Source organism: Candidatus Vesicomyosocius sp. SY067_SCS001 (genome assembly GCF_014706615.1).
GTDB lineage: Bacteria > Pseudomonadota > Gammaproteobacteria > PS1 > Pseudothioglobaceae > Ruthia.
Window position 1 is genome coordinate 776,710 of sequence record NZ_CP054877.1, and the last position, 15,455, is coordinate 792,164.

Consider the following 15,455-nt stretch of genomic DNA (forward strand, 5'->3'; position numbering starts at 1 on the left):
TCTCCTATTTTCTATATCTATCGACAGTAATTTTAAGACCATTACTCATTGCCTGGTGGAAAAATTCCATATTACGAAGGGCTTCTGTTTGAGGTTTTAATGGATTAGCGCGCATATTCTTTAAACAACTAGAGTAGCGACGATGCAATGTACCCATACCACTCCATTTTACGCGATACATAGGTATGTGAGTAGTATGCCCTAATACAGGAGATAGAATATCAGCACGAGCTTTTCTACCTGCGTTATAAACATGACAATCTGCACAAGACATATTAAACTGACCACGCTTGGCATAAAAGAAAATCTTACCTTTCTCATAAGCCGCTTTAGCACCAAAAGACTCAACTTTTACATTAATCTTTTGTCCAGCTGCTTGGTCTGAAATCCAAGCGCTAATACGAGCAATTTTACCTTTATTGTAATTTAATTTATTACCAGTTTGGTTTTGATAACAATTTTTAATTGCAGTTTCAAGTGTGACTACTTGCTGAGTCGATTCATTAAAGTATGGATGTTTAATACGAGCTACTACTGGGTCTTTCAGTGAAAGACATTTGTTAAGACCAAACTTCAAATACTCCTTGCCACCATCCTCCACTGCCTCCTCATAAGGAGGAATACCATCTAAAATTTCTTCAAATTGTTCCCTTGAATCTTGATCAATCATATATACACCATCGGTATAGTCTGCAAATTCAACACTCGGAAAAATTGTTTTAAAATGATTAATAAGGGCCTTTTGGTCAAATTTAACATCAGCTAATACCACACTAACTAAAAAACCTAAACAAACCATTATGGTTATTATTTTTTTCATTAATTTCACATCAGTAATTATAAACAGTTATTTAGACTTTGCAGTCGCAGAACCTATTTCATCTTTATTGTCTTTGTACTTAAGTTCAATTATATCGCCTTTCTTACCAGTTACCTTAAACTTAAAATATGGATTTTTAGAAATCGAGCTACCAATATCAGCATCTACAACTTTGTTACCATTATGTAATATAACTATATTTTCAATATAATTCGCTGGGACTATTTTACCTTTTTTCTTACGTAAACCTGTTTCCATAGGGTGTTTAATTAAACATTTAATACTAATTACACCTTTTCTTGCCTTGGGTTTTAATTTAATACTTGCCATTTATATATACTCCATTTTAATATAATTAGTTAATTAACCACCACAACCACCAATTGTTACCTTAACTTCTTGAGTTCTAGAAGTTGTTATTCCACCCGCTGTCACTAACGCTATAACTGAAGAAGTTCTACCCATCTTAACACGGGTAGAAACATAACCATGAGCACCAGATAAATTAAATGAAGCCGCCAAGGGTGTAGAATTATTTTTAATATAAAAAGAAATATCTGTTACATCTTTAATTTTAGATGCGTCCACTGTCATAGGAACTACCTCACCATTTTCAGCAATCTTAGGTGCTTTAAATTTAAATAAGCCTTTTTTAGAACTTACAACCGAAGTACTTGCTATGTCTGATTTATCCTTAAAACTTGCAGAATTAGCAAAAACCATGCTTGGTGTTAATAAACCTGCACTTACTGCTGTAGCAACTGCAGGACCTGCTATTGCACTTTTTAAAAATAATCTTCTTTTCATATTGTTTTCCTTATTTTGAATAAATAAAATCTGTAATTTGATCAATTTGATTTTCAGTTAACACTTGATGCTTACCAAATGGAGGCATAATTGAATATGGATTTTTAATTGTTGCATCCCAAATTTGTTTTCTTAAATCAGCCTTATTTGGAAATCTTTCCTTCATTGCAAATAATGGTGGTCCAATTGTTCCTGGCAAACTACCACCTGGAATCATATGACATGCTAAACAATTTCCCAACTTACGACCAAAAGTTACTTCTTCGCTAGTCATCTCTTTAGCACCTGTTTGTGCTGATATCATAAATAATGTTATCAATATCAAAACTGTCGAGATAGAAGAAATAGTTTCCTTCATGTTGTTCTCCTATTTATATAAATCAACAAGATAATTAAACCTTGATAAAAATGAATGATATAGCACTTAAAAATACTTTGCAACTCTTTTATTAAAACGTTATATTATAATATTCTTTTTTAAAAAAAATTTAGCACAATGTTAGTGCTTTATAACTTTATTCAAGAATAATTTTTCGTATCAAATATAACTAATAATATTTTTAGTTATATTTTATCCACTTAAACTTGCTGTGCAGCTTTGATCAATGCTTGAGCTTTATGCATAGTCTCATCCCATTCTGATTGCGCTGTAGAATCATAAACAATACCTGCTCCAGCTTGAATATAAAGTATTTGCTCCTTAATCACGGCAGTACGAATAGCAATTGCCATATCCATACATCCATGCCAAGACAAATAGCCAATTGCACCTGAATAAATATTTCGTTTTAATGGTTCAACCTCATTGATAATTTCCATTGCTCGAACTTTAGGAGCGCCACTGAGTGTACCTGCTGGAAAAGTTGCTTTTAAAACGTCAATCACACTCACGTCATCTTTAAGCTCACATTCAACATTTGATACAATATGCATTACATGCGAATAGCGCTCAACAAACATTCTATCGGTCAACTTAACTGTACCAGTTTTTGCAATACGACCTAAATCATTACGACCTAAATCAATCAACATTAAATGTTCTGCGATTTCTTTTTCATCATTCAATAAGTCTTGTTCTAACTCTAAATCTTGAGCATGATCTTTACCTCGTGAACGAGTACCAGCCATAGGTCTAACAGTTGCACGTCTATTGTTATCTACACGAGTGAGAATCTCTGGTGAAGAGCCAATAATCATAATATCATCTAAATTAAGATAATACATATAAGGTGACGGGTTAAGACGTCTAAGTTGTCTATACAACTCAATTGGTGACGCTTTGAATGTTGCACTAAGTCTTTGTGAAGGAACTACCTGCATAACATCACCAGATTTAATATATTGTTGAATAGTATCAACAGCAATTTTATAGTTTTTCTCACCAAAACTAGACGTAAAATTTACATCACTAAAATGATGAGATTGATAATCTTTTTTAATTAAAGGTTGGTTAATCTGACGCTTGATTTTACTAAGTCTTAATTGTGCATCTTCAAAAGCTTGTTTAACTGGATTAATGTGTGTTATTAAAAAAGCTTTATTAGCTAAATTATCAAATACCACTAAATCATTAGATACCATAAGCATAATATCTGCAATATTAAACTCATCTTTTTGCTTAGAAAATTTTAATTTTGGTTCAATATAATGAATAATCTCATAACCAAAATAGCCAACTAAACCACCATTAAACTCTGGCAAGTTATTAATCTTTGGTACACTGTATTTCTGTTGATATTTTTCAATCCATAATAGTGGATCTGCCACTATAAGTGATTCAAGCAACTGTGCATCTTGTTCAATACGTACCTCATTGCCAAATACTTTAATGACAGTTTGTGCACTCAAGCCAATGATTGAATAACGACCCCATTTCTCTCCACCTTGCACGGATTCAAAAAGATAAGAATAAGGTGTATCTGCCAGTTTTAAATACAAACCTAATGCGGTATCAGTATCTAAAATCACTTCCTTAAAAACAGGAATATGATTATAACCTTGTTTAACAAATTGATTAAAACTAGATTGATTCATATAATAAAATTTATTGTAATAAAAAACCACATCAATTTTAATTAATGCGGTTTTCCTTTTCTAAACAAAAGTTAAATATCACTCCTCTTACGTTTGTTCCTCTGCTTCCTTTAATTGATCAGATAATGCTTGTTGTGCATCAACTGTTTGCGTAGTAATACTTTCAACATATTGAGCACGACGCACTTGATGATGTTTAAAGCCTGTACCTGCTGGAATCAATCGACCCACAATCACATTCTCTTTCAAACCTTGGAGTGTATCTACACGTCCTGTTGTTGAAGCTTCTGTCAGAACACGAGTTGTTTCTTGAAACGAAGCAGCAGAAATAAACGATTCAGTTGCTAAAGATGCTTTAGTAATACCCATTAGCAGCCTTTGATAATTAATCAAATCCTTTCCCTGTGCTTCTAGTTGATAGTTCATTTCGATCACTCTTCCATATTCAGCAGTTTCACCATTAACAAATGACGAATCTCCTGCATCAAGAATTTCAACTTTACGTAACATTTGTTTAACAATCACCTCAATATGCTTATCAGAAATATTAACACCTTGTAACCGATATACATTTTGTACTTCTCTAACAACATAATTAGCCAATGCTTCAACGCCTAATAGGCGTAAAATATCATGCGGATTAGATGGCCCGTCTGAAATTACATCACCTTTTTCAATCGTCTCACCATCAAATACATTAATTTGACTCCATTTATGGATCATCATTTCAGTAGCTTTACCTTCTGAACTAGTAATAATTAAACGATCTTTAGATTTAGTAGAGTTGCCAAAACTAATAACACCAGTTGCCTCTGCAAGAATGGAATGATCTTTAGCCTTACGTGCTTCGAATAAATCAGCAACACGTGGCAAACCACCTGTAATATCACTTGTTTTAGACAAATCTTTAGGGATTTTAGCTAATACTCCACCTGCTTTAATCACTTGATTATCATCTAGATTAATCTTAACAGTCGATGGTAGATAATGTGTTGACAATACAACTTCAGAATCATTTTCCTCAACCATTTTAATTAACGGCTTTAACCCCTTTGCTGCTGTTGATCTTTCAGCTTCATCAATCATCTCAAAGAACGTTAAACCTGTCAATGGATCAGTATTTTTATTAACTGTCATTCCCTCAACAAAATCTACAAAAATAACGCGACCTGCTTGCTCAGAAATAATAGGATGTGTATGAGGGTCCCAATCAGAAATCTTATCTTTTGCTGTAACTGCACCGCCTTCTTGTACATGTACAATTGCACCATAAGGGATTTTATAACGTTCAACCTCTTGACCTTTGTTATTACGAATCGTTACTTCAGAAGAACGAGAAATGACCACTAAATCATTATTTTCATTAGTAATTGATTTTAAATTTTCAAAATGTGCAATACCATCAGTATTAACATTAATACTACTGACTGCAGTAGAAGCAGATGCAGCACCGCCAATATGGAAAGTGCGCATAGTTAACTGTGTACCTGGTTCACCAATGGATTGTGCTGCAATAACACCAATTGCCTCACCTACACCAATTTTATGACCACGTGCCATATCATTGCCATAGCATGATGAGCACACACCATAACGTGTATCGCAAGTAATAGAAGAACGTACTTTAATCGATTCAATGCCTAATTCATTAATCTTATCTGAATCATCCAAAGATACTAAATGACCTTTTTCTAAAAACACCTCTACTGAATCAGGCATTAACACATCTTCAGCTGTTACTCGACCCAAGGTTGCTGTACCTAAGGTTTGTACAATATTACCACCATCAATTACTGCCTTCATAATCAAACCATTATCAGTACCACAATCGTTTTCAGTAATAACCAAATCTTGTCCAACATCTACCAAACGTCTAGTCAAATAACCAGAATTTGCTGTTTTCAGGGCTGTATCAGCTAATCCTTTACGTGCACCGTGCGTAGAAATAAAGTATTGCATATTGTTTAGGCCTTCACGAAAATTAGATGTAATTGGTGTTTCAATAATTGACCCATCTGGCTTTGCCATTAATCCACGCATACCTGATAATTGACGCATTTGTGCAGGAGAACCTCTAGCACCTGAATCAGCCATCATGTAAACCGAATTAAACGAGGCAAGCTTCTGAATCTTGCCATCAACATCAGTAAAATTTTCAAAACCAATTTCATCCATCATGGCTTTTGCCACTTTTTCAGAAGTACGTGACCAAATATCAATCACCTTATTATAACGTTCACCATCAGTCACAACACCTTTGGAAAATTGCTCTTGAATATCTTTAACTTGGATTTCTGCTTGTTCGATCATTTCAGCTTTAGAATCTGGAATAATCATATCATTTGAACAAAATGAAATACCTGATTTGGTTGAATATTGAAAGCCCATATACATCATTTGGTCAGCAAACATAACTGTTTGCTTTAGTTCTTGAGTACGATAACAAACATGAATTAGATTAGAAACTACTTTCTTACTAATAGCTTCATTGATTAAATTAAACGACAAACCATTTGGCAAAATTCTTGAAAAAATAGCACGACCTACTGTAGTATCAACAATACGTTTAGAACTTGGTTCAAACTTACCATTAACTTTCTGATAATCTTGAATACGTAGTTTCACCTTTGCATGCAAGGTAACACTATCAGACTCATAAGCATTAAGCGCTTCAGTTGCATTTACAAAAATTAGGCCCTCACCTTTTTGATTAATCATCTCACGAGTCATATAATAAAGACCTAAGATAACATCTTGCGATGGAACAATAATAGGTTCACCACTAGCAAGATGTAATACATTGTTAGAAGCCAACATTAATGTTCTTGCTTCTAATTGTGCCTCTTCAGATAAAGGTACATGTACTGCCATTTGATCACCATCAAAATCAGCATTAAACGCACCACACACAAGTGGATGTAACTGAATAGCTTTGCCTTCAATCAGTAATGGCTCAAATGCTTGAATGCCCAAACGGTGTAATGTTGGGGCACGATTTAGTAAAACTGGATGTTGATGCACGACTCTCTCTAAAATATCCCACACTTCTGGTGATTCGCTTTCAACCATTTTCTTTGCAGCTTTAATAGTTGAGGCTAAACCTTTAGTTTGTAGCCTATTATAAATAAATGGCTTAAATAATTCTAATGCCATTTTCTTAGGTAGACCACACTGATGTAACTTAAGGTAAGGCCCACAAACAATCACTGAACGGCCTGAATAATCAACCCGTTTACCTAATAAATTTTGACGGAAACGTCCTTGCTTACCCTTAATCATATCTGATATAGACTTCAAAGGACGACGATTATTACCCATCACAGCACGACCACGACGACCATTATCAATTAATGAGTCTACCGCCTCTTGTAACATACGCTTTTCATTACGAACAATAATTTCAGGAGCATCTAGCTCTAATAAACGTGCTAAGCGATTATTACGGTTAATCACACGACGATATAAGTCATTAAGGTCTGAAGTTGCAAAACGACCACCATCTAATGGCACTAAGGGACGTAAATCAGATGGAAGAATTGGTAATACTTTCAATACCATCCATTCAGGTTTATTGCCAGATTGGATTAATGAATTAACCAATTTAAGACGTTTATTATACTTTTTAAGTTTAGTTTGACTTTTTGTATTTAAACTATCTTCACGTAAATTAGCCGCCTCAACCTCAAGTTTCATATCAGACAAAACATCTTGAATAGCTTCCGCACCCATTTTCGCTTCAAACTCATCATCACCATATTCATCTAATGCGTCAAAATACATTTCTTCAGTTAATAGCTGCTTATGAACAAGTGGTGTTGAGCCCGGATCAGTCACCAAGAATGCTTCAAAATAAAGTACACGTTCAATATCCTTAAGTGTCATATCCATCAATAACCCCAAACGTGAAGGCAAAGATTTTAAATACCAAATATGCGCGACTGGTGCTGCTAATTCGATATGACCCATTCGTTCACGACGAACCTTAGAATAAGTTACTTCAACCCCACATTTTTCACACACAACATTGCGAAATTTCATACGCTTGTACTTACCACACAAACATTCAAAATCTTTCATTGGTCCAAATACCTTAGCACAAAATAAACCTTCTCTTTCAGGCTTAAATGTACGATAATTAATAGTTTCAGGCTTTTTAACCTCACCATATGACCATGAACGAATCTTCTCAGGAGAAGCTAGTCCAACTCTAATTGCATCAAAATCTTGCTCTTTTTGCTCTAACTTATGAATTTTTAATAAATCTCTCATTGAATCCTCCTAATTAGTGTTGTTCTAACTCAACATCAATACCTAACGAACGAATCTCTTTCACCAAAACATTAAACGATTCTGGCATGACTGATTCTGTTAAATTCTTACCATCAACAATACTCTTGTACATTTTTGCTCGTCCTGCAACATCATCAGATTTAACTGTTAGCATCTCGCGCAATGTGTGTGCCGCACCATAAGCTTCTAATGCCCACACTTCCATTTCGCCAAACCTTTGTCCACCAAACTGGGCTTTACCACTAAGCGGTTGTTGTGTTACTAATGAGTAAGGACCAGTAGAACGTGCATGCATCTTATCATCAACTAAATGGTTTAGTTTTAACATATGCATATAACCGACTGTTATATGACGATCAAATGGTTCACCTGTACGACCATCATATAATTGTTCTTGACCAGACTCTGGCAAATCGGCCAATCTAAGCAATGATTTAATATCTTTCTCTCTAATACCGTCAAACACTGGTGTTGCCATTGGCACACCTTCACGAAGATTATTAGCTAATTCAATAATTTCTTCATTACTAAATAATGTTAAATCTTCTTTCTTACCATGAAGGTTGTAAACCTTGTCTAAAAATACTCTAATCTGTTGAACCATATCAGAACGTTTTTCATCTAATATAGCAGCAATTTTATGGCCTAAACCTTTAGCAGCATAACCTAAATGAACCTCTAGTACTTGACCTACATTCATGCGTGATGGCACTCCTAACGGATTAAGTACGATATCTATAGTAGAGCCATCTGCAAGATAGGGCATGTCTTCAACTGGAGATACACGTGAAATTACACCTTTATTTCCATGGCGTCCAGCCATCTTATCGCCTACCTGCAGTGTTTTACGGGTTGCTACGTAAACCTTAACCATCTTCATAACACCTGGTGGTAATTCTGCACCTTCGTTAATTTTAGCTTTTTCTTTTTTAAAGAATTTCTCAAACTCAACTTTCTTAGCTTTGGCTTGTTTAACCAGTACTGCTACTTCTTTATTCACAGTTGCGTTTTCAACTTTAAACTTGGCAATGTCTTTATTATCAAATTTTTTCATCAATTTTGTACTTAATCTCTCACCTATTCTAATATCACCGATAGATTTACTTAGTACATTACCTAAAAGTTTCAAACGAATGCGACGAAAAATATCACCATCAATAATACTAAATTCATCATCAATATCTTTTTTAATTCTCTCTAAACGTTCTGCATCAATACTTAACGCTCTAATATCTTTTTCTACACGGTCACGTGTAAACACCTGTACATCAATAACAACACCTGATTTAGAAGCACCAATACGTAATGATGAATCTTTAACATTATTAGCCTTTTCACCAAAGATAGCTCTGAGTAATTTCTCCTCAGGAGAAAGTACTGTTTCAGTCTTAGGAGTTACTTTACCTACCAAAATATCACCACCTTTAACACGAGCTCCTACATAAACAACACCTACTTCATCTAACTTAGACAATGCTGACTCACTTACATTTGGAATATCTGAAGTAATTTCCTCAGGACCTAACTTAGTATCACGAGAATAAGCTGTTAATTCTTCAATGTGAATTGTTGTATAACGGTCTTCTTGAACAACCTTTTCTGAAATTAAAATTGAATCTTCAAAGTTATAGCCGTTCCAAGGCATAAAAGCAATCTTCATATTCTGACCTAATGCTAACTCACCCATATCAGTCGATGGACCATCTGCCAAGATATCTCCAACAGTAATCTTGTCACCTGTTCTGACTAATGGCTTTTGATTAATACAGGTATTTTGATTGGAACGTGAATACTTAGTCAAGTTGTAAATATCAACCCCCAGTTCATTCGCTTTAGTCTTCTTAGAATCTACACGAATAACGATGCGTGATGCATCTACTGCTTCAACTACACCACTATGTTTAGCAGTGACACAAACACGAGAATCCTTCGCTACAACACGTTCAATACCTGTACCAACTAATGGTTTTTCAGCTTTTAACACAGGAACAGCTTGTCGTTGCATGTTTGAACCCATCAACGCACGATTAGCATCATCATGCTCCAAAAAAGGAATAAGTGATGCTGCCACTGATGAAATTTGCTTAGAATCAATATCAATTAGTGTTACTTTTGATGAATCTACTAAAACAAATTCATTCTTATGACGACAAGAAATAAGATCATCCATTAATTTACCTCTATCATCCACTAATGCATTTGCTTGTGCAATTGTATGTGTGATTTCATCAATAGCTGAAACATAAATTACTTCTTTACTCACCTTACCATTTTTAACTATTTGATAAGGTGTTTCTAAAAAACCATAACTGTTTGTCTTAGCATAAACAGCTAATGTATTAATCAAACCAATATTAGGGCCTTCTGGTGTTTCAATTGGACACAAACGACCATAGTGCGAAGGATGAACATCACGTACTTCAAAACCAGCACGTTCACGAGTTAACCCTCCAGGACCCAAAGCAGAAATACGACGCTTATGAGTAACTCCAGATAAAGGATTCACTTGATCCATAAATTGAGATAATTGAGAGGATCCAAAAAATTCCCTAACTGCTGCAGATACAGGCTTCGAATTGATCAAATCTTGTGGAGTTAATTCATCTGTTTCAGCTAAATTCAAACCTTCTCTTACCGCTTTTTCAACCCTAACAAGACCAATCCTAAATTGATTTTCAATCATTTCACCAATTGCTCTCACACGCCTATTGGCTAATGTATCAATATCATCAACAGAATCATTACCATCTTTAATATTAATTAGTAATTTAATTACTCTAATAATATCGTCATTAGTTAATACATGTTCACCTGTTTCACGTGAGATACCTAGACGGCGATTAAGCTTCATACGACCTACTTTTGATAGATCATAGCGATCGTTTTTGAAAAATAAATTATTAAATAATAAATTAACTGCATCTTCAGTAGCAGGTTCGCCAGGACGCATCACATGATAGATAGACATACGGGCTTCAATCTCAGTTTGAGTTTCATCTAAACGTAATGTATCTGAAATATAAGCACCTGTTTCAGATGAATTAATGTAAAGAATTTCTATTTTCTTAACTTTATTAGTATTTAATAACTCCAATACTTCTTCAGAAATAACAATATTAGCTGATATTAAAATTTCACCTGTGTCTTTATCAATAATATCAGCACAGATCACCTTATCAAGTAAATACTCTAACGGAGCATTGATTGATTTAATACCTGCTTTCCCCAATAATTTAACATGCTTAGCAGTAATTCTACGACCTTTCTCAACCACTATATCTTGATTAACAACAATATCAAATTCTGCAATCGTACGTTGTAAATGAGTCGGTAACATACTTAAATCACATGATTTAGCTTTTAATTTAACGGAAGTCTTTTCAAAAAAGGTCTCAAGTATATCCTCACTACTTAAACCCATAGCACGTAACAAAGTAGTAACTGGTAATTTTCTACGTCTGTCAATTCGAACATACAAATGCTCATGATGGTCATATTCAAAATCCAACCATGAACCACGGTAAGGGATAATGCGTGAAGAAAATAAAATTTTACCTGAAGAATGTGTTTTACCTTTATCATGTTCAAAAATAACACCAGGAGATCTGTGTAATTGAGACACAACAACACGTTCAGTGCCATTAATAACAAAAGTACCTGTTTCAGTCATTAGCGGTAATTGCCCTAAATAAACATCTTCTTCAATAATTTGCTTAACTTTACGCTTTTTCTTCAAAGTTGAACCATTTTTATCAAATAAAACCAAATTTAATTTAACACGCAATGTAGATGCAAATGTTACACCGCGTAACTTACATTCTTCAACATTAAATTTAGGTTCTTTTAATTGATAATCAACATACTCAATTTGAGCATAGCCATTAACCGCAGTAATCGGAAATACTGATTGAAGAACGCTATGCAAACCAATATCTTGCTTGGTTTTATTATCCGCTTGGATAAAACTGTTAAATGAATCAATTTGGATTGCTAATAAATCTGGTTCAGTCAATATTGATTCTCTAGAACCAAAGTTATTTCTAATTCGCTTTTTTTCGGTAAATGAATAAGCCATGAATACCTCGTATTGAGTTGATCGTGTTATAAAAAATTTTCTTAATCAACAAACTTCAATCAATATTCTTAAAAAATATCTCATCTAGTTTGTACTTTAATTTAGTCTATAAAATTAGACACTAAAATCCCCTTATCGAGGATTTTGGTATCTAATTATATTTAACCAATTATTTTAATTCTACGCTAGCACCAACTTCTTTAAGTTGCCTTTCTATATCTTCAGCTTCTGTCTTAGATGCACCCTCTTTAATTACTACCGGTGCAGATTCAACCATATCTTTAGATTCCTTAAGACCTAGTCCAGTAATACTACGCACTGCCTTGATAACAGCAACTTTTTTCTCTCCAAATGAGATTAACATAACATCAAACTCATCTTTTTCAAGCACTGTATTATCCACATCTGCTACTACCGCAACTGGTGTTACTGCCGTTGCAGATACACCAAATTTTTCTTCCATTGCTGACACTAATTCAACAACATCCATTACCGACATATCGGCAATTACATTTAAAATATCTTCATTGGTTAATTTAGCCATAATATTTACTCCTTTTATTTATTTATGATTTCTTTTGGTCACAAACTGCTTTCACTACTCGAGTTACTTTCGTTGGAACCTCAATTAATGTTCTAGCTAGTTTCTCAACTGGTGCTAACATTAATGCCATTATGATGCTAATTGCTTGATCTCTGGTTGGTAAGTCTGCAATACGTTTAAGCTGATTTGACTCTACAAATTCGCCTGAAACACCCAAACCCTTAACGACTAAATCCTTATTTTCTTTAATAAAGTCTTTAAATACTCGTGCTACTGCACCTAGATCTTGCTGTGAAAAACCTAAAATAACTGGTCCACTAAGAATAGGCAATACACATTCGCATTTTGTACTTACCAATGCTCTTTTTGCTAATGAATTTTTTACAACACGTAAAACCACATCAGCATCAATCGCACTTGAGCGCAAATTAGTCATTTGCTCAACTGTCAATCCACAATACTCAGCAACACCGACAGAAACTGACACTCTTGCTAGCAAATTTACTTGTGCAACAACTGCCTTTTTTGCCATCAAATTTAGAGCCATTTACCTCTCCTGAACAATTTAAAAAGAAAGTCATCTCTTGATAACTTTCGCCACAGAGTATTTACATACCCTCTACATAGGCAGATTGAAGACATCAATCAATTAAACAAACATACCAGAAGACATGTTTATACCTATGGTCTCTGAGGGTTATGCAAGATAAATCTTACTACCCAAAGAATTATTTTAATAAAACTTAAATATCAACACTTGCCAAATCAACACTAAACCCAGGCCCCATAGTAGAAGAAATACTTAATTTTTTAAAATAAACACCCTTAGCTGAACTAGGTTTTGATTTTTTAAGCGTTCCTATCAAAACGTTAATGTTTTGCGCTAGTGCGTTTACATTAAATGATACTTTACCAACACAACCATGGATAATACCAGCCTTATCAGCACGATAACGCAATTGACCTGACTTGGCATTATGAACAGCCAAGGACACATCTGATGTTACTGTTCCTACCTTAGGATTAGGCATTAAACCACGAGGACCTAACACTTGACCTAGACGACCTACAACTCCCATAGCATCTGGAGAAGCAATTACCACATCATAACTTAGATCTCCGCCTTGCATAGACTTCATTAAACCTTCCATACCAACAACATCTGCACCAGCATTTTGTGCTTTAATCACATTATCACCTTGAGTAAACACAGCAACACGAACTGTTTTTCCTGTACCATTTGGCAATACTACTGAACCACGAATATTTTGGTCATATTTCTTGACATCAATGCCTAAATTGATACTCACATCAATAGACTCGTCAAATTTTGCTATTGCACATATTTTTAATAAATCTAAAGCATCATTAATTGAATAATACTTGTTATACTCAACTTTATTTAAAATATATTTTTGATTTTTTGTTAATTTAGCCATCAAATCAACCCTCCACCATAATACCCATTGATCTAGCCGTACCAGCAATAATATTAACTGCTGAATCCATGTCGTTTGTATTTAAATCTTTCATTTTCATACTAGCTACTTCTTCCAACTGAGCACGAGTAATGCTGCCCACTTTATCCAAATGAGGTAAACCACTACCTTTTTTAATATCGGTTATTTTTAAAATTAACAAAGCTGCTGGTGGTGTTTTAGTAACAAAAGAAAAGCTACGATCACTATAGACAGTAATTACTACTGGCACTTTCATACCTTTGTTAGTCTCCTGAGTCTTAGAATTAAATGCTTTACAAAATTCCATAATATTAACGCCATGTTGACCAAGTGCAGGACCAACCGGTGGTGATGGATTTGCTTCTTGTGCAGCTACTTGAAGCTTAATATAGGATTCAATTTTTTTGGCCATTTTTCTTCCTTGAGGAATTTACCTCGTTCTGGGTACAAACGCCAATTAAGCTCCCCTTATTAAATCACAACTTTAAAAGTTATTTATCGTTTAAGTCTTCTCTACTTGAGAGAATTCTAACTCTACCGAAGTAGAACGTCCAAAAATTAATACTTCTACTTTCAATAAATTCTTTTCATAATCAACCGCCTCAACTAAACCATTAAATTCATTAAAAGGCCCATCAACAACTAAAATTTCTTCACCTGGCTGATAAGCCACTTTAGGTTTAGGCTTATCAGCACCTTCTTGTACGCGCATAAGAATTTTATCAACTTCACGCTGTGTGATGGGAGAAGGTTTACCTGATGAACCACCAATAAAGCCAATAACATTATTGGTATTTTTAACCAACAACCAACTAGGTTCAGTAAGCTCCATATTGACCAGCATATAACCTGGAAAAAATTTACGTTCTGCCATTTTTTTCTGTCCATCTTTTAGTTCAACAACTTGTTCGGTTGGTACCAACACTTCACCCACTAAATCTTCAAGACCTTCTCTAATAATAGACTCTTCAATTGCAATCTTAACCTTCGATTCAAAACCACTTCTTGCATGAAACACATACCATCTTTTAGACATTTTAGTCCTCTCAATTTGTTAACAAATAAACCATCCATGAGAATAGCGCATCAATTATCCACAAAAAAATAGCCACAATCACAACAGCAACCATAATCATACCTGTGGTTTTAATAGTTTCATCGCGTGTAGGCCATACAACTTTACGTAATTCAATTTTTGTCTCAATCAAAAACGAGCTAAAGCGAACGCCTTGAGGTGACTTAAAAAATACAAACCCGGCTAACAAAAAACCGGGTAACAAAAATAATACTTTGTACAATGTTGTACTTAATTCTAATGGATTTAAATAAAAAAAAACAAAAGATACAACCACGATAAAAATAGATACAATCATTCCTAGCAATGATTGTTTTGCTTTAGGTTCTATTACTTTAGTCACATTACAT

General features: G+C 34.4%; 13 protein-coding genes. All 13 read right to left on the bottom strand.

What is annotated here, in order from left to right; all coding sequences use genetic code 11:
* Positions 1–4: 4 nt before the first annotated feature.
* The 13 genes from soxA to secE all read right to left on the bottom strand — a co-directional run bounded on the left by soxA (position 5) and on the right by secE (position 15,448).
* The gene (gene soxA / locus HUW60_RS03690) at positions 5–820 is read right to left on the bottom strand and encodes a sulfur oxidation c-type cytochrome SoxA (protein WP_190600194.1); all 816 of its coding nucleotides are present in this window, start codon (positions 818–820) and stop codon (positions 5–7) included.
* Positions 821–847: 27 nt separating this feature from the next.
* On the bottom strand, positions 848–1,150 hold the full coding sequence (gene soxZ, locus HUW60_RS03695; RefSeq protein ID WP_190600195.1) for a thiosulfate oxidation carrier complex protein SoxZ: 303 nt from the start codon (positions 1,148–1,150) through the stop codon (positions 848–850).
* Between the two features lie 33 nt (positions 1,151–1,183).
* On the bottom strand, positions 1,184–1,627 hold the full coding sequence (locus HUW60_RS03700; protein WP_190600196.1) for a thiosulfate oxidation carrier protein SoxY: 444 nt from the start codon (positions 1,625–1,627) through the stop codon (positions 1,184–1,186).
* Between the two features lie 10 nt (positions 1,628–1,637).
* Positions 1,638–1,985 (bottom strand): sulfur oxidation c-type cytochrome SoxX, encoded by a 348-nt coding sequence (soxX, locus tag HUW60_RS03705; protein ID WP_190600197.1) that lies wholly within the window; start codon positions 1,983–1,985, stop codon positions 1,638–1,640.
* Positions 1,986–2,206: 221 nt separating this feature from the next.
* On the bottom strand, positions 2,207–3,661 hold the full coding sequence (trpE, locus tag HUW60_RS03710; RefSeq protein WP_190600198.1) for an anthranilate synthase component I: 1,455 nt from the start codon (positions 3,659–3,661) through the stop codon (positions 2,207–2,209).
* 87 nt (positions 3,662–3,748) lie between these two features.
* Entirely contained in the window at positions 3,749–7,930 is a 4,182-nt protein-coding gene (rpoC, locus tag HUW60_RS03715) for a DNA-directed RNA polymerase subunit beta' (protein WP_190600199.1), read from the bottom strand.
* A 13-nt stretch (positions 7,931–7,943) separates the two neighbouring features.
* The gene (gene rpoB / locus HUW60_RS03720) at positions 7,944–12,026 is read right to left on the bottom strand and encodes a DNA-directed RNA polymerase subunit beta (protein WP_190600200.1); all 4,083 of its coding nucleotides are present in this window, start codon (positions 12,024–12,026) and stop codon (positions 7,944–7,946) included.
* A 169-nt stretch (positions 12,027–12,195) separates the two neighbouring features.
* Positions 12,196–12,570, bottom strand: coding sequence for a 50S ribosomal protein L7/L12 (gene rplL, locus HUW60_RS03725; RefSeq protein WP_190600201.1), 375 nt, complete (start codon positions 12,568–12,570; stop codon positions 12,196–12,198).
* A gap of 22 nt (positions 12,571–12,592) precedes the next feature.
* Positions 12,593–13,117 carry a 50S ribosomal protein L10 gene (gene rplJ / locus HUW60_RS03730; protein ID WP_190600202.1) on the bottom strand — a complete coding sequence of 175 codons (525 nt, stop codon included), beginning with the start codon at positions 13,115–13,117 and terminating at the stop codon, positions 12,593–12,595.
* Between the two features lie 196 nt (positions 13,118–13,313).
* Positions 13,314–14,009, bottom strand: coding sequence for a 50S ribosomal protein L1 (rplA, locus tag HUW60_RS03735; protein WP_190600203.1), 696 nt, complete (start codon positions 14,007–14,009; stop codon positions 13,314–13,316).
* A 4-nt stretch (positions 14,010–14,013) separates the two neighbouring features.
* Complete coding sequence (rplK, locus tag HUW60_RS03740) at positions 14,014–14,442, bottom strand: 50S ribosomal protein L11 (RefSeq protein WP_190600204.1); 429 nt, start codon at positions 14,440–14,442, stop codon at positions 14,014–14,016.
* A gap of 90 nt (positions 14,443–14,532) precedes the next feature.
* Positions 14,533–15,066, bottom strand: coding sequence for a transcription termination/antitermination protein NusG (gene nusG / locus HUW60_RS03745; RefSeq protein ID WP_190600205.1), 534 nt, complete (start codon positions 15,064–15,066; stop codon positions 14,533–14,535).
* A 10-nt stretch (positions 15,067–15,076) separates the two neighbouring features.
* Positions 15,077–15,448, bottom strand: coding sequence for a preprotein translocase subunit SecE (gene secE / locus HUW60_RS03750; RefSeq protein WP_190600206.1), 372 nt, complete (start codon positions 15,446–15,448; stop codon positions 15,077–15,079).
* Positions 15,449–15,455 lie beyond the last annotated feature (7 nt).

Coding starts and splice junctions, on each gene's coding strand:
- soxA (WP_190600194.1), bottom strand. CDS start 820: ATGAAAAAAATAATAACCATAATGGTTTGTTTAGGTTTTTTAGTTAGT.
- soxZ (WP_190600195.1), bottom strand. CDS start 1,150: ATGGCAAGTATTAAATTAAAACCCAAGGCAAGAAAAGGTGTAATTAGT.
- HUW60_RS03700 (WP_190600196.1), bottom strand. CDS start 1,627: ATGAAAAGAAGATTATTTTTAAAAAGTGCAATAGCAGGTCCTGCAGTT.
- soxX (WP_190600197.1), bottom strand. CDS start 1,985: ATGAAGGAAACTATTTCTTCTATCTCGACAGTTTTGATATTGATAACA.
- trpE (WP_190600198.1), bottom strand. CDS start 3,661: ATGAATCAATCTAGTTTTAATCAATTTGTTAAACAAGGTTATAATCAT.
- rpoC (WP_190600199.1), bottom strand. CDS start 7,930: ATGAGAGATTTATTAAAAATTCATAAGTTAGAGCAAAAAGAGCAAGAT.
- rpoB (WP_190600200.1), bottom strand. CDS start 12,026: ATGGCTTATTCATTTACCGAAAAAAAGCGAATTAGAAATAACTTTGGT.
- rplL (WP_190600201.1), bottom strand. CDS start 12,570: ATGGCTAAATTAACCAATGAAGATATTTTAAATGTAATTGCCGATATG.
- rplJ (WP_190600202.1), bottom strand. CDS start 13,117: ATGGCTCTAAATTTGATGGCAAAAAAGGCAGTTGTTGCACAAGTAAAT.
- rplA (WP_190600203.1), bottom strand. CDS start 14,009: ATGGCTAAATTAACAAAAAATCAAAAATATATTTTAAATAAAGTTGAG.
- rplK (WP_190600204.1), bottom strand. CDS start 14,442: ATGGCCAAAAAAATTGAATCCTATATTAAGCTTCAAGTAGCTGCACAA.
- nusG (WP_190600205.1), bottom strand. CDS start 15,066: ATGTCTAAAAGATGGTATGTGTTTCATGCAAGAAGTGGTTTTGAATCG.